At 39.7% G+C, this 17,544-nt stretch carries 15 protein-coding genes and 2 tRNA genes; 8 read left to right on the top strand and 9 right to left on the bottom strand.

What is annotated here, in order from left to right; genetic code table 11:
- The first annotated feature begins 170 nt into the window (after nucleotides 1-170).
- From DFQ12_RS27600 to DFQ12_RS27590, 3 genes are all read left to right on the top strand, one after another.
- On the top strand, nucleotides 171-560 hold the full coding sequence (locus DFQ12_RS27600) for a hypothetical protein (protein WP_120262241.1): 390 nt from the start codon (nucleotides 171-173) through the stop codon (nucleotides 558-560).
- 112 nt (nucleotides 561-672) lie between these two features.
- Nucleotides 673-1,449 (top strand): ABC transporter ATP-binding protein, encoded by a 777-nt coding sequence (locus tag DFQ12_RS27595; protein WP_120262240.1) that lies wholly within the window; start codon nucleotides 673-675, stop codon nucleotides 1,447-1,449.
- A 1-nt stretch (nucleotide 1,450) separates the two neighbouring features.
- Nucleotides 1,451-3,127 (top strand): hypothetical protein, encoded by a 1,677-nt coding sequence (locus DFQ12_RS27590; RefSeq protein ID WP_147420498.1) that lies wholly within the window; start codon nucleotides 1,451-1,453, stop codon nucleotides 3,125-3,127.
- Nucleotides 3,128-3,180: 53 nt separating this feature from the next.
- Here DFQ12_RS27590 and DFQ12_RS27585 read toward each other — a convergent pair whose 3' ends face one another.
- The 3 genes from DFQ12_RS27585 to DFQ12_RS27575 all read right to left on the bottom strand — a co-directional run bounded on the left by DFQ12_RS27585 (nucleotide 3,181) and on the right by DFQ12_RS27575 (nucleotide 5,885).
- Nucleotides 3,181-5,097, bottom strand: coding sequence for a peptide-N-glycosidase F-related protein (locus DFQ12_RS27585; protein WP_167457363.1), 1,917 nt, complete (start codon nucleotides 5,095-5,097; stop codon nucleotides 3,181-3,183).
- A 348-nt stretch (nucleotides 5,098-5,445) separates the two neighbouring features.
- Nucleotides 5,446-5,519: transfer RNA gene (locus tag DFQ12_RS27580), tRNA-Met, on the bottom strand.
- A 292-nt stretch (nucleotides 5,520-5,811) separates the two neighbouring features.
- Nucleotides 5,812-5,885, bottom strand: a tRNA-Met gene (locus DFQ12_RS27575).
- Nucleotides 5,886-5,950: 65 nt separating this feature from the next.
- Here DFQ12_RS27575 and DFQ12_RS27570 point away from each other — a divergent pair.
- From DFQ12_RS27570 to DFQ12_RS27550, 5 genes are all read left to right on the top strand, one after another.
- The gene (locus DFQ12_RS27570) at nucleotides 5,951-6,328 is read left to right on the top strand and encodes an START-like domain-containing protein (RefSeq protein ID WP_120262237.1); all 378 of its coding nucleotides are present in this window, start codon (nucleotides 5,951-5,953) and stop codon (nucleotides 6,326-6,328) included.
- 101 nt (nucleotides 6,329-6,429) lie between these two features.
- The gene (locus DFQ12_RS27565) at nucleotides 6,430-7,914 is read left to right on the top strand and encodes an LptF/LptG family permease (RefSeq protein WP_120262236.1); all 1,485 of its coding nucleotides are present in this window, start codon (nucleotides 6,430-6,432) and stop codon (nucleotides 7,912-7,914) included.
- Nucleotides 7,915-7,986: 72 nt separating this feature from the next.
- A complete protein-coding gene (locus DFQ12_RS27560) occupies nucleotides 7,987-9,201 on the top strand; it encodes a bifunctional 3,4-dihydroxy-2-butanone-4-phosphate synthase/GTP cyclohydrolase II (protein ID WP_120262235.1) in 1,215 nt (404 codons plus the stop codon).
- 216 nt (nucleotides 9,202-9,417) lie between these two features.
- Complete coding sequence (locus tag DFQ12_RS28720; protein ID WP_120262234.1) at nucleotides 9,418-9,852, top strand: thiol-disulfide oxidoreductase DCC family protein; 435 nt, start codon at nucleotides 9,418-9,420, stop codon at nucleotides 9,850-9,852.
- A gap of 168 nt (nucleotides 9,853-10,020) precedes the next feature.
- A complete protein-coding gene (locus DFQ12_RS27550) occupies nucleotides 10,021-11,451 on the top strand; it encodes an NAD-dependent succinate-semialdehyde dehydrogenase (RefSeq protein ID WP_120262274.1) in 1,431 nt (476 codons plus the stop codon).
- A gap of 154 nt (nucleotides 11,452-11,605) precedes the next feature.
- On the opposite strand, the gene DFQ12_RS27545 is transcribed toward DFQ12_RS27550, so the two are convergent.
- The 6 genes from DFQ12_RS27545 to DFQ12_RS27520 all read right to left on the bottom strand — a co-directional run bounded on the left by DFQ12_RS27545 (nucleotide 11,606) and on the right by DFQ12_RS27520 (nucleotide 17,536).
- Nucleotides 11,606-12,412, bottom strand: coding sequence for a proline and serine-rich protein 1 family protein (locus DFQ12_RS27545; protein WP_120262233.1), 807 nt, complete (start codon nucleotides 12,410-12,412; stop codon nucleotides 11,606-11,608).
- A 56-nt stretch (nucleotides 12,413-12,468) separates the two neighbouring features.
- Entirely contained in the window at nucleotides 12,469-13,029 is a 561-nt protein-coding gene (locus DFQ12_RS27540; RefSeq protein ID WP_120262232.1) for a CopD family protein, read from the bottom strand.
- Nucleotides 13,030-13,232: 203 nt separating this feature from the next.
- Complete coding sequence (locus tag DFQ12_RS27535) at nucleotides 13,233-15,143, bottom strand: MGH1-like glycoside hydrolase domain-containing protein (protein WP_120262231.1); 1,911 nt, start codon at nucleotides 15,141-15,143, stop codon at nucleotides 13,233-13,235.
- Nucleotides 15,140-15,742 (bottom strand): LysO family transporter, encoded by a 603-nt coding sequence (locus DFQ12_RS27530; protein WP_120262230.1) that lies wholly within the window; start codon nucleotides 15,740-15,742, stop codon nucleotides 15,140-15,142. Before DFQ12_RS27530 ends, DFQ12_RS27535 begins: the two co-directional genes overlap by 4 nt.
- Nucleotides 15,732-16,007, bottom strand: a complete 276-nt coding sequence (locus DFQ12_RS27525) for a LysO family transporter (protein WP_120262229.1) — start codon at nucleotides 16,005-16,007, stop codon at nucleotides 15,732-15,734. Before DFQ12_RS27525 ends, DFQ12_RS27530 begins: the two co-directional genes overlap by 11 nt.
- 5 nt (nucleotides 16,008-16,012) lie before the next feature.
- Nucleotides 16,013-17,536, bottom strand: a complete 1,524-nt coding sequence (locus DFQ12_RS27520) for a RagB/SusD family nutrient uptake outer membrane protein (protein ID WP_120262228.1) — start codon at nucleotides 17,534-17,536, stop codon at nucleotides 16,013-16,015.
- Between the last annotated feature and the right edge of the window lie 8 nt (nucleotides 17,537-17,544).

Genomic DNA, 17,544 nt, shown 5'->3' with positions numbered 1-17,544 from the left:
ATGTTTTCAATTTGTTTGCATTATCAGATAGAATTTTATGCCTTTATGATCACTATTTTAGCGAATTTATCAATTGCTAAAAAAAATATACTACATCCGGAGTCTTCTGATATTTTTTAAAACTTTTCACGCTGCTGCCTGTTGTATTATTGAAGATAAATCATAGGATTATGGCTAGCACGGAAGATAAAAAGACGAAGGGAAAAGTCGAAGCTGACTACTCTGATTCGGAGCAAAATCTAGCTTATAACAAAGATATGGACAGTTATGAGCTGGATGTGGACGATAATGATCCCGATTACGATCATCCGGCAAATTATGACACTCTATCCGAAGGTGCAATAGATGATGACTCTACTTATGATAATTCAAATCCTTTTGTCGGAGATGAATACGCTGATCGTGAAGATTTAGAGGAAGATGAGTTAGAGGATGCACATATGCGAATCGAAAGTTTCAAGCACAATCGACTATCCCCTTTAGATAAAAAGCTGGCCCAAAATGAAGAAGATCTCAGAGATGATCTTGATGAAGAAGGATATCCAAAAAATGATAGGTAGTTTTCCAATTATAAAGTAGTTTTGAAAGGAGTCTTAGGACTCCTTTTTTCTGAATAAATAAAGCCCGCAACTCTATATTTTTATGTAAGTTTACGTTAGAAGATTTAAATATATGGAAGGTTTGTCGCCGCTCATTCGTATCATTGACCTAAAAAAATCATACGGAACAAAAGAAATTTTAAAGGGAATCAATCTGGATATATTTCCAGGTCAGGTCATTGGCTATATAGGTCCCAATGGTGCAGGAAAGTCTACCACGGTCAAAATATTGACGGGATTGATTGAAGATTTCACCGGTAAAGTTGAGATCAATGGTATCGATATTCAAAAGGATCCCCTTTCCATAAAATCTCAACTCGGGTATGTTCCTGAAAATGCGGAACTTTACGAAGTGTTGACCCCAATGGAATATCTCGATTTTGTCGGAAAATTATATGGTATGGAGGATCATACGATCCAGGAACGTTCCCTCAAATTATTAAGCGCATTCGGTCTAGCCGTAAATGCGAATAATAGAATGGATACCTTTTCCAAAGGTATGCGTCAGAAGGTGCTCCTTATATCCGGTATTATCCATAATCCGCAGATCATCATCCTGGATGAGCCCCTGTCTGGGCTAGATGCCAATGCGGTAATCTTCGTGAAGGAACTCATATCATTACTCGCTAAAGAAGGTAAGACTATTTTTTACTGCTCACACATGATGGATGTCGTTGAAAAAGTATCCGATCGAATCCTCCTGATCAGTCAGGGGAGTATTATTGCGGATGGAACGATTGACGAATTGAAGTCAAATCCCAACGAATCACTTGAGCACATATTTGCAAAATTAACCAATACCGACAACGATGCATTGGATGCATCTGACATCATCACCGCTATTCAATAATATGGAAAGATATATCTTACGATTTATTCTTCTATTTAGGGGAGTATGGGAAAATTTGGGGGTAAACTTTGCACAGTTTAAAATTATTTTAGAGACTAAAGTTACCCTAGATAACAGAAAGCCAATCACATTTAAGAAACGGAATACAGGAAAGTCTTCCTCTTCGTCCTCTATTATACAGTTTATCTTGTATATGATCATTGGTTTGATGTTCATGGTTATTCTAATTCTAATTCCGGATCGCTACTTGGCTCTTTCAATTATGCTGCTTTGTTTTATCAGCATGCTGAGCATTACATTAGTGTCGGACTTTTCGCCCATACTTTTGGATACCAGGGATCAATACATCATTATGCCCAAGCCGGTCAACGATCGAACGATAGCATTATCGCGAATAACATTTATTGCCATTAAACTTTTCAATCAGGTCATTGCATTATGCTTGCCACTTTTAATCTATGTGTTCTTCAACTGGGATATTATCGCCATTTTTCTACTGGTTGTACAACTGCTATTAAGCACACTTGTAGCATTGGTATTCGTCAACGGCTTCTATCTAATAAGTATCAAATATCTACCCATCCAAAAATTTAAAGACATTATTACCTATCTACAAATTGGGCTTTCAATGATCATTTTTTTAGCCTATTACCTTGGCCCCAATCTGATTCAAACAATCGTCGAGTCTCAATTGACCATTGAACAGCTCAAATTCCTTTGGTTATTTCCCAGTACCTGGATTGCTTCTTTTCAATCTCTGCTTTTGGGTGACCATAGTCTACAGATCACCCTATTTTCTGTTTTGGGTATAGCTGTTCCGCTCTTTGGGATCTATGCTTGTACACAGTTATTCTCTAGGGGTTTTAACGCAAAAATAGCCGCTCTAGCCAGTGCAGATGCACCTTTACCTGAATCAAAAGTGATTTCGCAAAACCTCACAAAACGCCCGTTATATAAAAAATTAGGAACAAAGCTGTGCTCATCTCCTCTTGAAGAGGCTGGGTTTAGTATTGTATGGCTTATAAGTTCAAAAACAAGGGAATTTAAGCAGCAGCTTTACCCCTCTTTGGCCTATTTACCCATCTATTTTGTATTTCTATTTTTACGGACTGGTGAAGGCCTGCCGATAAGAGAAAAGCTGGTTAAGTTAGGGGAATCTGGCTTATATATCGTTATGTTTTACCTCTCACTACTAACCATATTGACTGTATTTCAGCTGATCACACAGAGCAATAAATATAAGGCCGCTTGGATCTATTATGTCACACCAATAGATCGTCCGGGACAATTTATGACCGGTGTACTTAAAGCATGTCTTATTAAATACGTACTACCATTTAATGTTCTATTTCTTTGCATTTGTGTTCCTCTATTCGGTATCAGCTCCATAAATGACTTATTGCTTTCGTCGGCTGTTGGCGGAATCGAAAGTATCCTGATCATGCTCTTTCTCGTAAAAAACTACCCTTTTTCCAAAGCGAGTCAATCCAGTTCAAAAGCACTGGTCAACTTATTGATCTTAGGTTTACTCGGACTTTTGGGCTATCTTCATAAAGTTATCTTTCAGTATGAACTATTGATTTGGGGGCTGGCAGTACTCGCCTGGATATTGTTTTTTATCATGCTCAAATATTTACAAAAAGAGGATTGGAAAAGCCTGGCCTTTGATGATAATTAAGAAATTACCATGAATACACAGGCTCCAGAAAATGGGGCCTGTGTATTTCACGACTACTTTTTATTGATCCGTCCTTTAAACCGACTGATACCATCCATAAAAGCTTCTACAATTATCCTTCCTTTAGGAAGATGATTAAGATCATAGTTGAATATTGCATTCTTAACAGCTTTATATTCATGCTTTTGCCATAGCACACCGTCAACCGTTATCCGCACGGTCATATCGCTCTGTTTATTGGATACCACATTTAACTGCGTTTGGTCAACCACCGATCTTGGATACAGGGAGAATGCATATTGAGCCTTTATTGTATCCATTTCAAATCCCGGAACAGCCTTAAAACTAAACATTTCACCCACTCCACAATCACTTTCAAATGCATGAATAAGGTTTCCTTTCAGGTCGAAGATGCGAAGATAACCATCTCCGTTTTCGGGTTGTGCCCAAAACTGTAGTCCATTTCCAGCGGTATCTATTAGGCGAAAGGAGTAATTGCCTGCAGCAAGGCGTATCGTATCAGTATAAAGTGTGAGCGCAGTCAACTGTGCTGCCTTCTTTTGGAAAACGGTATCCTGTTGAGCATTTATTAAAGAAATACTATTGTCTTGAGGTGCTTTATTTGTAAGAAATTTCACAACAAATTCATTGGGAAATTTCTCTGGTGCTGTAAAAACAACGTCCATTTCATTGTCTTCTGACCATGCATCTTTCTTACCATTCGGTTTGATAAGCGCCACATGAAAGACATTTTCACCATCTTTTTCCTGAATTTCCCCCGGTAGCAATACATCTGCCACTTGATTAAAAGAAAGATTTCCCTTCCAATGAAATGTTTTAGAAGGAAATCCCTTCGTTCCATACACAATTGTAAGCGAATGCAACGGATCTGCCCCGAGGTTTCTGAAAGATATCCGTGGGCCAGAACTGGCTGGGTTTAATCTCGAAAAACGTTTCTCGTCGTTTGGTACCATAATAGATTCAACGACTGCATCTATTTTTTGCTTGGGTTTCGAATAATGAAACAAGTAAGCTGAGATATTTTCAACCGCCTGTATATTGCTTGAAGCAGTATAGGGTTCCATTCGCAGTGCTGCAGTATGGTGGCCCGGCTTTGTGAATATATCGATTACATCAGGTTGCTGCAGATCACCGGGACACCAATACGCCCGGTCAAAGATCCATGTTCCGCCTTGCGGGTATAAAGGGTTATCGCCACACTTTTTCCACATATCCCGCAGGTCAACGACCTTTCCGTCGAGCATGAGTTCACGCCATCGTGTACAAAACTCACTGCAACCACGAGGTTTGTCCATACCATGTCCTGTATGCTGAATACGTATACGGCTTAAGGCTGCTTGCCCAAGCGATTCGTAAGTTACCGGCAATAAATTCTCCTCTATCTTCTCGTTGGGATCGCCATATTTATAGCCCTTATTCCACAAAGGTGTTATACCAAGAGGTGTAACAACTGGAGGTCCTGATAGAATTTCGAAATCTATGCTAAGTGCCCAACCGACTGTTTTATCCTCAAAACCCGAATGTACATATACAATCTCAACGCTATCTCTCAAAAAAGGGGCAAAGTCGGTCACATCCACCTGCCACTTCCAGTTCCACCCTTTGTTATAAATGCTCCCATAGGGGGTAAGCATCCGGCCCAATTCATAGTTCAGCACCTCTCCTTTTGCTCCTCCTTTGCGTCTCAACACGATATGATCCAAATAATCCCAATGTGCAGTGTTTAAGCTGTCAGGACTTCCCAAAGTGACATGCATGGTTATTTTTCTTACGGGGTATTCGGCTTTTGGAAATACCCCCCATGCTGGATAAGGGTTTTCACCTTTAGCAGCATCACAAATAATCGTAGTACGGTTGTGCGTGACAACATGGCTTATTGCTTTCTTTTGCGCAATAGCATGATAACCGATGATAAGCCACACTAGAATAAGAATAGGTCTGAAGTTCATTATAGTAAAAAATAATAGGTAAGAAACCGCATAAATATACATGAATTTAATGTCACAACCTATCATCAGGGTGCATCGGGCATGATATACGTGGGAATTGTGTTACAAAACAAAGCTTGATCACCAACATATGGCCATTGCTAGGCAACCTTTAGGGTGAAATCATTATTGTATAACATCAGATCACTAGTACGTAATCCCGTGGATCCTTTAGTACCTAAGTGTTAGAGCCTAAACAAGAGTCACGCTTAAAGAAAATTCCCAAAAAATACTGTGCTAATCTAAGGTTATTTCAAAAATGGTTCAAAAAAAAAGGAAAATCTATATTTAGACTTTCCTTTTTAAAAGTAGCGGGGAGCAGGATCGAACTGCCGACCTCAGGGTTATGAATCCTGCGCTCTAACCATCTGAGCTACCCCGCCGTTTCGGTATGCAAATATACCACTTCGCCTGTCAATTCAAAAGATTTTTTTATTTTTTTTAGCGATTTATCCTATTCAAAAATCATTATACCACTCAACAAACTCATTCTTAACGAAGTAAAATAGCGTTTCAGTTAGGAAAAAATTCGGCATAAGATTTGGACGATTTTAAATTCAAATATTTACGAAAAAGCCTTCAACTTTTCACAAAAAAACTTGCAATAACAAAATAAATATGTATTATTACAAATAATAAGTTTATGCGATAAAAAGCAAAATGGGAAGAGATTTGTAGCGGGGAGCAGAATCGAACTGCCGACCTTTGGGTTATGAATCCAACGCTCTAACCATCTGAGCTACCCCGCCATTTTGGGAATGCAAATATAGCTTATTTTTGATTTAAACAAACTAAAATTTAAAAAAACATTTTTATGGCAGATAAAATAAAATTCCAACTAGAATATATCATCAACTCTTCACCTAGAATTTTATTTCCGTATTTGCAAGAACCAAACGAACTGGCACAATGGTTTGCAGACGATGTAAACTACAAAGACACTGTTTACACCTTCATTTGGGACGATGAACCGCATCGCGCAAAAATCGTAGCATCAAAAGAAAACAAATCAGTGCGTTTTAAGTGGCTCGATGATGATCCTTATTTCTTCGATCTAGAGATCGATCAAGACGAGCTGACAAACGACGTCGCACTTAAAATAATAGATTTTGCTAAAGAAGAGGACTTGGAAAACAGAAAATTAATCTGGAAAAATTCAATCGTCTATCTTCAAAGTGTTATAGGTGCATAAAAAAACCTATCTTTGCAATATATTTTCACCAAGGGCTCTAAAAGAGCTCCTTGGCTGGAAGATGCTTTAATGTAAAGGCATCAATTTGCTTAGCGTCACGGATGAAAAAGGTTCATTTACTTATTCTTCAAGCTTTCATTAAACCATTCATTGTCACATTTTTTATTGTGATGTTTGTGTTATTGATGCTTTTCCTATTTAAATACATCGATGATTTGATCGGAAAAGGATTTGAATGGTACACCATTATGGAGCTTATTGGGTATCAATGCATTGTTCAAATTCAAATGGCGATGCCCTTATCCATGTTATTGTCTTCCATTATGACCTTTGGAAACTTGGGGGAAAGCTATGAGCTTGTGGCCATTAAAGCAGCCGGCGTATCTTTACGTAAAGCCATGACTCCCCTATTTATACTTGTGGCAATTTTTGCTACGAGTTCCTTTCTATTTTCCGATTACATTTTACCAGTGGTCAACCTAAAAATGGGAACCTTGCTGACAGATGTACGGAATAAAAAGGCTGACTTTCTGATCAAACCCGGTATTTTCAACAATACAATTCCAGGATACTCCATTCGTGCAAGAGGCAAAAATAGGGAAGGAACGATTCTCTATGACTTAATGATCTATGATCATCGGGGTGGCAATACAGCCAACAATGTGCTAATGGCAAAAGAAGGGTACATTTATAATTCACCGGACAATAGTTATATGATCCTCAAATTGAAGGACGGTATACGCTATGAAGAGTCGCGCACAAAGAACTCGAAAACTTACGATCCACGTCAGCAATTTACACGATTTAAGTTTAAGGAAACAGAACAGAAGTTCGACATGGGTAGCTTTCAACAAGGTAAAACAGATGAAAGTCTCTTCAAGAGCCATCATGCGATGTTAAATCTTAGGCAACTGGATATGTACATTGACTCCAACCATGTTAAAATCGACAGTATGGGTAAAGCAATTACAAGAACTCTTGATACGCGCTATAATATCTATTCGAAGTATTTCAGTGCCAATCAACCTGGCCTGCCAAAGGTAAAAGAAGCGAAGATCAAACCTTATAAAGATTTAGTAGCTGATCTTGTACCTCCTGAACAACGGACACAGATCACCATGAATGCCCTGAGCCAGCTAAACTATTTAAAAGAGGATCTCAACAGCCGCACCCTTGAATTTAAAGATTACAAAACAAAAGATATACGTTATCGCATTGAATGGCATAGAAAGTTCACATTGGCCGTATCTTGTCTACTGTTATTTGCTATTGGAGCGCCTTTAGGTGCCATTATTAGAAAGGGAGGTCTCGGACTTCCTGTCGTTATGGCCATTATCTTTTTCTTAATCTATCATATCATCTCTACAGTGTCGGAAAAAACGGCTAAAGATGGTGCTATATCTTCGGCTGTAGGTATGTGGATGGCTATTATCATATTAACTCCCCTTGCTGCATTTTTAACCTATAAATCGACTACAGATTCGGCTTTGTTTGATATTGATCAGTACAAATTAAAAGCAGAAGCGGCCTGGAAATGGATCAAAGAGAAATTTGGTAAAAAGAATAAATTAAAGGAGTCACATTAGATTTGTGACAACGCTATTATAAATAAAATTAGATTCTACACTAACTTTGTATCAATACAATATAACAATTAAATGGAATTCAAATTAAACACGATCGAAGAAGCGATCGCTGATATACAAGCAGGAAAAGTAGTTATCGTCGTAGATGACGAAGATCGTGAAAATGAAGGTGATTTTATCACCGCAGCCCGCAACGCAACTCCCGAAATTATTAACTTTATGGCAACCCATGGTCGGGGTTTGGTATGTGCTCCTATCACCAAGGAAAGAGCGGATGCTTTGCATCTTGACCTGATGGTGGGGCAAAATACAGCGGTTTATGAAACTAATTTTACCGTTTCTATTGACTTACAAGGATACGGTTGTACAACAGGGATCTCTGCATCTGATCGTTCAAAGACGATCAAGGCAATGATAGACCCAAATATTCACTACGAAGAGTTGGGTAGACCTGGTCATATCTTTCCATTGATTGCTAAAGATGGTGGTGTACTACGTCGTACAGGACATACCGAAGCAACTGTTGACCTTGCTCGTTTGGCAGGTTTTGAACCAGCAGGTGTATTGGTCGAGATCTTAAAAGAAGATGGTGAAATGGCTAGATTACCAGAATTAATGGAAGTAGCCAAAAAATTTGATTTAAAAATCATCAGTATTGAGGACCTTATTGAATACCGTTTAAAGCACGATTCATTGATTACTGAAGAGGTGACTGTCAATATGCCCACACAATATGGTGATTTTCAAATGAAAGCCTTTACTCAAAAAGATACTGGTGAACAACATCTTGCCCTTTATAAAGGTGAGTGGAATGAAGATGAACCTATTCTTGTTCGTGTACATAGCTCCTGTGTGACCGGTGATATTTTCGGATCTTGCCGTTGTGATTGTGGACCTCAGCTTCATAAAGCGATGGAGATGATCCAAAACGAAGGAAAAGGTGTGATTGTCTATATGAATCAGGAAGGCCGTGGTATTGGACTGATCAATAAATTGCATGCTTACAAATTACAAGAGAATGGATTGGATACCGTTGATGCCAATGCCCAACTTGGATTTAAAGCTGATTTGAGAGACTATGGTGTTGGTGCACAAATCCTTAGAAATCTAGGGGTAACAAAAATGCGTTTGATGTCCAATAACCCAACAAAACGTGCAGGATTGGTCGGCTACGGGCTGGAAATCGTAGAAAACGTTCCTATTGAAATCACCGCGAACCCCTACAACGAGGAATATCTACGAACAAAAAGGGATCGTATGGGACATACCATTATGAAGAACTTGTAATAAAGATCAAAAAGAATATTTCAGAAGCGGTGTTTTTCATAGAAACACCGCTTTTTTTATGAAAGTTTCTATTTTTTATTGATTCGTATTTTTTCGCTTAGGGTATCAATGAACTCACTATGCTCGGTTTATTGGCCAGAAAAAATCTTCAATAGATTTTCATTGCTGTCGATGCTCGTGAAAGCATGAAGGTTTTATAAAAGATGTGATGTTTTCATGGCAGTTCTTTCAGTAAATAGAAGTAACTTTATATTAATGGATACGCAAGGGAAACATATCATTTTTTTTGACGGTGATTGCTTAGTTTGTAATCGTTTTGTTCAAATCCTATTGAAAATAGACTCCAATAATAGGCTTCTATTTAGTTCCTTACAATCTGACTTCGCTAAAAATAATTTACACACTATTCCAAAAAATATAGATTCTGTTGTTTATATATCTCCTAGCGGTACTTATATAAAAAGCGAAGCCATATTGAATATCTGCAAAACATTGGGTCTTCCCTATTCAATCGTCTATTTCCTCAAAATACTACCGAAAAAGTGGCGGGACTTGGGCTATGACTATTTTGCAAAAAATCGCTACAAATGGTTTGGAACAAAGAAGTATTGTACGGTTCCCAACGAACAGCAACGGAGAAAATTCGTCTAAGCAAAGCTTCCCATAAAATTGCTTGTTTGCGAAACAATAGGCGGAAGAATATTGTTCCAAAAGCAGCTGATGTACCAAATAATCGAAGGTAATATATCAGCAAGTATAAATAAATACAGGTCACAAACAGCAGCAATGGCTTGTAAAAAACAAAAAATAATGATTCCAATGAAAAATCCACTTTTAATTGACAGAGCCTATATAAACGGAAAATTTATCACATCAAAAAATACTTTTGATGTTGTCAACCCCGCAACTGGAAAAACAATTGCAGCATTACCAGATCTGAAGGTTGCAGATTGTACAAAAGCCATACAAGCGGCTGACAAAGCCTGGAAAAGCTGGAAAAATACAACAATTTCGGAACGATGTATTATTGTTCGCAATTGGTACAATCTCATTCAACAAAATAAAGACCTACTTGCTGAAATTATGACACTTGAGAGTGGAAAACCGCTCAATGAGTCGAAAGTAGAAGTAGATTACGGGAATTCATTTGTTGAATGGTTTGCCGAGGAGGGTAAGAGAGCCTATGGGGAAACGATTCCCGCTCAGAAAAAAGGGGTAAGAATGATGACAATCCGACAAGGTGTCGGGGTCGTTGCGGCAATTACGCCCTGGAATTTCCCTTTGGCCATGATCACCCGAAAGGTCGCTCCGGCGCTTGTAGCGGGCTGTACGGTAGTCCTCAAACCCGCATCCCAAACACCTTTATCCGCAATCGCATTGGTCAAACTCGCCGAAGAAGCAGGTCTGCCAAAAGGAGTCTTTAATGTCATTACCGGAAAGGATAGTGCTGGTATCGGAAAGGAACTTGCCACAAATGATCTTGTCCGTAAACTTTCTTTTACAGGCTCTACTGAGGTCGGTAGGACATTGATCGAACAATCAGCCTCAAACATTAAGAAAGTCTCCATGGAACTCGGCGGAAATGCTCCATTCCTCGTATTTAGTGATGCAGATATTGACGCCGCAGTAGAAGGTGCTATTGCTGGTAAGTTCCGAAATTCCGGACAAACTTGCGTTTCTATCAACCGCTTCTTAGTCCAAGAAGACGCCTACGACGAATTCGCTACAAAATTAGCCCATGCTGTGGGTCAATTAAAGCTGGGCAATGGACTCGACAAAGGTGTTCAGGTAGGGCCATTGATCAATGCCAAAGGTTTAGAAAAAGTACAGCATCATGTTCAAGATGCTTTGAATCACGGGGCAGAATTGGCCGCTGGTGGACATGTGATCAAAGGTCTGTTTTTCCAACCTACAGTCCTTACCAATATCCCTAAAGAGGCACTGATATTTCACGAAGAAACTTTTGGCCCAGTCTGCGCATTGTTTAGTTTCAAAACAGAAGAAGATGGTATAGCCATGGCCAATCACACCGAATTTGGCCTTGCCTCCTATTTCTACAGTACCAATATCAATCGCTGCTTTCGTGTGGCGGAACAACTTGAGGCAGGTATGGTAGGTGTTAACACAGGATTAATATCGAATGCTGCAGCTCCTTTTGGTGGGGTAAAACAATCTGGCGTCGGTCGTGAAGGATCAAAACATGGACTCGATGAATACATGGAATTGAAGTATATCTGTTTCGCGGAATAGATACGATATAGCTGAGGTTACATTTTACTGAAATAGGCTATTTGCACTATACAACCATTGTTGGTATGACACAAATAGCCTATTTATACAGGTAATTCTTATTCTTAACCACTCTTTCTTGGCAATGAAACCAAAAGATAAATTTCAACTGTAACTAACGCTGCGTTTTAATAAATGCTGTTAATTTTTCCCGAGTGGAACTAAAAGATAGTGCATCGCCTACTTTATCATAATTCTCTTTGTCTATACAGCTTGGATAGGCATATTTAGCAAAAGCCAATTTATTATCGTCCCTGATAAATAGCTCCATAAGATCTATGATTTCGGAACTGCGCAATCGCCTATTTTTCAGCTCTTGAGCCGCCACTTGCAAGCGGTCCTGATCATTTTCTTTTTGATTGAGCAGATCATTCAATTCGTTAGCTTCATTTTTATCCTGATAACCAGTATTGTCGATCGGATCGTCCTGATTTTGTTGATTATTACTTCTATCATTCTCAGACCGGCCATATCGCTCGTCTTGTTGTTGACCCCGATCGTACCTGTCTTCATTATAATCACCATTATTATAGTTGTCGCCATTGCGATAATTATCATTATAGCGACCAACAGGATTCATCGATTCCAGAACAATACCTCTATTTCCGCCACGGCTGCTTACCGAAAACACAACATTCATATATTGACCATTTTGGTCGACGAGCTGCACACCCCTCCCATTTAAAGTTCTCTGCCGCCTATTTGCGAATACGATACGGAGATTATACCTTGGGTTTTGCAAATTTGGCACATGAAGGTCAATCAACGGTCTATTATTGTACAAAACATTATTGATATAAAGAAAGAAGGGAACATCGGTCGAATATATATTTATTGTTCCGCCATAAGTTCTATAACGTTGGGCAAATCCTCCAGTTGCGATAGCAAGCAACATGATCACAGTCAAAAGTCTCTTGTACATATTCCTTTTCAATTTATAATCGTTCGACTAACGAGAATAGAAAAGGATTAAGAAAATTAAGAATTTAACGTTTTATCCGCATTGTTCTTATTTCTGATTTTTTTGTAGAGTTTCACAGCCATCATCAGGGAGACGGACAGTATTAAAAGTCCCAGAACACCGAATATCCAATTGAGAGCAGATTTTAATACGACTGTAAATACGATAGCAAATAATAAGACGGTCGCCAGCTCATTCCAAAGACGCAATTTGGTCGAGGACCAAGTCGATGATTCCCCTTTTAATTGAAACATAATACGTTGGCAAGCAAAATGATAAAGGATCAGTCCCAATACAAAGGTGAGCTTGACATGCATCCAGCCCATGGTCAACAATCCCGGATTAATATATAACATGACGAGAGCTGCCAGAATAGTGAGGTACATGGCTGGTGTTGTGATGATCCACCACAATTTACTCTCCATCAGTATAAACTGTTTATGCAAAACCCCATACTCTTCCGCAGATTTGGATTTAGCTTCTGTATGGTAAATGAATAAGCGAACGATATAAAATAAACCAGCCATCCAACAAACCACAAAGATAATATGAACTGCTTTTGCGTATAAATAGACCATGGGTACAAAAATAAGAAAAGTTAGGGGCAATCAATAAAGCTAGGCTTTAATTAGAAAAATCTTACATGAAGTATACAAAAGACGAAAGTCCATCCCGACTACTTAGTTTTAGTTTTCAATAATGCATGTTAAATAAACAACGCTTCCAATCCGATATAGATAGTACAACTTATCGGATTGGAAGCGTTGGTATTTCAACTGATCTATTTCTTCTGTGGAGAAGTTTTCAGTTCCTTATATAACAGAAATAAATGGGCTGCAGACCAGCTAAAATGTGGTGCTTTGAGCCTTTTGCCTGTGCGCGCTTCATAGTTTTCATGAATTGGTCCATGACCAGATAAGCCCTCCAATCGCTCAAAGACTTGTTTGGTATACATATCGGCTTCCTTTTGATAACCGTATTTCCTTAAACCAGCAATTGCGAAATAGACTTGATCCAACCAAATAGGCCCGCGCCAGTATCCTCTATCCATGAATTTGGCGTTGTCTAGAGCCGCAGTAGGAAAAGGTACAAAGGAGGCAAATTTAGCCGTATCCTGCATCACACGAACCACAGCTTCAGCTTGTGGCACAGTAGCTAAACCTGTCCACAATGGCGACCAGCCTTCAGGACCAAAACATGGAATAAGCGCTCCATTCAGTTTGCGATCAAAATAATAACCGCGCTCCTGGTCAAAGAAGTAATCCATGGCAAGGTACGATTCTTTTTTCCCCCGAAATGGTACTCCGAGCAATTCCGCAAAATGCATCAGATATTTTCGTTCCAGCTCAAGATAAGCACTGAGCTCCACAGATTCCTGATCCATGCTCCAGGCACCTTTTTCATTCAATAACATCTGGGTACTATCGTACCGAATGGCGTTGTCCATACCGCTCTCCCACTTGGCAGCTTCTAATGTTCCATCCGTAGCACCATACTCACAGATACCATTTTTATTGTGATCCCGGTAGCGAAACCACCATTCATGGTACAAGACTAGTTTATCGTACATTTCCCGTACAAACGATAGGTCATGATCGGCTTCATAGATCGCATTTACCGCCCAGGCAGCTAATGGCGGTTTGGAATCACGGTAATTATTCTCGCGATGGTCCGTATAGATACAATCGGCAATCATCCCGACGCTATCTTGAAAGTCAAACATAGCGCGAACCTGATCTTTCGCCAAAGCGGGATCTATCTGCGCCAATGCAACGGCATGCTTCCATGAATCCCATGCCCAAAATCCAACAAAATAGTCAGCTACATGTGAAGGGACAACACCATCATGTTTTAATTCCTTTTTTGCACTCCGCCAATTGCTCATCAGGGTCATCATACTTTTCACCATAATGCGATGTTCCTCCATGGAGAGTTCCGGACGAGTATTTGAGCTGATATAATTCACCCACCGTGCTGTATGTTGCATGCTCAAAGTCTTGCTTTGCTCAACAGCTGTTTTTGCCGTTACGAGTGCCTTTTCTAAGGTGATCGGGTTGGCATAATGGATCAGCACAATCTCCGTATCAGCTTTTTCTAAATGGGCTTGATATTTCCCCTGATCAAAAGTTACTTTCACACCAGCTTCAAAAGATAGTAAAAGAAGTTCTCCATTTGGAAGTTTAGACCACAGGGTATTACCTGCCAATGTCCATTGCCCTTGATTGAGATTGCCATAGGTCCATAGTTCTTTTGATGATTTGTTTTTAATATGTAATATGGCTGTTGTTGATGAGACCTGTTTAAGAGTTTGCTCAACCTCCATATCCTCCCCTCGCAAACGCATCCACAGGCGATCCGGATAATAACAACTGCTATCACGGCTCAATAGATTTTTTTCTCCAGCCGGAGCTGTTCCAATCTGCAGCAATGCACTACTTAACCAGGCACGCCCATCCAGATCATAGGGTCCACAAAAACCTGTTACTGTCTTATTTTCATGAATGCCAAATCCGACCCAGGCGCCGCGGTCGGTATAAAAGGGATTTGTTCGCCGAGTGGAACCTTCTGGTTGTTGCTCCACCCTTAACAATCCACCATAGCCATCCATTTTAGGGGACTTGACCGTATTGCATCCTATCAAAATCAAACAAAAACTAATTGTAACCCATAAGGTTTCGATCTTATTTCTCATAAATAACAAAAAAAAGTAACTAAAAAGGGTACACTGAGGTCAATCAATATACCATGGATGATCGCAACGAGAACATATTGTTTGCCGGAGTATTGTGTGATAATGGGTAATGCAGTATCCATACTTGTGGCGCCTGCAACAGAAATCGGCGCCAGCGGGCCAAACCATTTTCGAGCTAATGGGGCCATCAATAGCGCCATTAATTCACGCATCAAATTCGACATCAATGCTATAGTTCCCAATGTGACACCCTTATATTGTGTAATAAAAATACTTGATAAAGAGTAGTAACCAAATCCAGATCCTACAGCCATACTTTCAGCGGCATTCCAGTCGCGGATAAAGAAACTGATGATAAACGTACCTATCAATGTTCCAACGATAGTTGCCAGGGGAACGAGCACGATGCTTAAATTAACTTTTCGTAGAGATATCAAGAGTTCCCTATCATAACCAATGGTAACCCCAACCAACAACATCAATGCATAGAGGACATAAGTATTCCATTCTTCTTTCAACAATTCGGCTGGAATAATTCCCTTGAAACCGACAAAAACACCCACGACAAAAAATGCGAGAATGATCAAACTACCTTTCATGTTTGCTAAAGAATAAACGGTAAACGAACCATGAGCAAAGAACACTTCCAGCGACTCCGGCCAATGTGATCAGTATAGCTTGCAACCCCAATGTATCAAGATTGTCTACTATTTTTGGATTTTGTCCGACCTCTCGTCCCAGAAGAAACAGTAAGGCAAATATGACCAATCGGACAAGAATACCTGTATGTTTAAGAATAGGAAAGGACCGAAGTCCTATCCCTATTCCTACACCTAAAAGCATGACAAAAAAAACGGTAAACATGCTCCTTAATTAATTTTATCATTTGACTTAATCTCCAATAATGGAACAGGATAAAAGTTGTGCTTAGCCGGATCAAAACTATTCCGACCAATAGCTTGCAATGCTTCTTTCGCTTTCCCCCATCTTCTCATATCGTAGAATCGGGTATTTTCCAAGGCAAACTCCACGATACGCTCATGTTCGATACGTTTTTTGACTTCGGTAACAGACAAATTCAAAGGAAGTGCCGGCATATCTGCCCGCTGGCGTACCTGATTGATCAAAGGGATGGCATCTGCAGGACGATTACGTTCATTTAAGGTTTCAGCCAATAACAGCAACACATCAGCATAACGCATCAATGGAAGATTGACTGCTGTGCGGGACTTATCTAAATCGGCTGCTGTTCGTGGTAAATACTTTCTGAAACTTGCCCGGTCAGATCCGGCACCAAATATTTCATCGTAGGTAAAGCCATAAACTCCTCCATTCTTCAAATCATTAAAATAAGGATCATTACAGAATACGGTCTGGTACATACGTGAGTCATAACGTCCTGTTGTAGCGATCTTACCCTCCTTTTTAAATTCGTTTAAGAGCATCTTGCTCGGTAAGATTTCATCCCAACCGCCCAACTCTCCTACAGCGATCCACTTATGCAGTGCTGTGCGGTAACTCGCACCATTTGCGGTATTATCAGTAAATTGAAGCTCAAAAATAGATTCTGCACTATTTTTATTGGTACCGTCAAACATAGACAGGAAATCTTTTTCCAGGTTATACCCTGATACGGCTTTAAAGGCCTGTTCAGCTTTTCCAAGAAGTTCCTCTTTCTTGGCCGTATTTTCATATGCTGATGTTAAGTAGCTGTAGCCAAGGTAAGCATTCGCCGCCCCTCTTGTAGCTCGACCAACATTGGCCGCCTCCTGTTTCACAGGTAAATTGCCCACCGCAGCCTCCAGATCCCCGATAATAAAAGCCCACGCTTCATCACGTGTAGATAAGGCCTTGTTAATCTTTCCTTCGCTGGTGATATATTGATCACGTACAACGATCTTCTCCCAGTTAAGCAATAGTTTCAAATGGTAATAGGCGCGTAAGAACTTTGCTTCGGCAATAATCTGATTTTTCTTATTTGCATCCATTTCAATCGGTGCGGTCTTCTCTATCACTTGATTTGCATAAGAAATACCGCGATATGCTTTACTCCAATAGGCCGTAAATTGACTATTACCATTGGTATAGGTAAAATTATAGAGTTCTACCCAGGTTTGATAGTTCAATGCATCGCTACCGATTTCACAAGCATCTTCACGATAAGCCTCGACCGGAAATTTTACCTCCGCAAATTCCCATACATCAGTTGCTGCTTCCAACTGCGAATAGGCAGCAGAAAGTCCAGACTCAGCATCCTCGGCATTACGCCAGAAGTTATCTGAAGTAAGTTTGTCCGGTGATGTTAAATCCAATTTATCGCTGCAGGACAATGTCGTGCTTAGCACGCAAGCAATACCAAGAATCCATTTATAATTTGTTCTATTCTTTTTCATCTTCTAGT

Origin of the sequence: Sphingobacterium detergens (assembly GCF_003610355.1) — a bacterium.
Classification (GTDB): Bacteria; Bacteroidota; Bacteroidia; order Sphingobacteriales; family Sphingobacteriaceae; genus Sphingobacterium; species Sphingobacterium detergens.
This window is presented reverse-complemented; position numbering and strand designations above follow the sequence as displayed.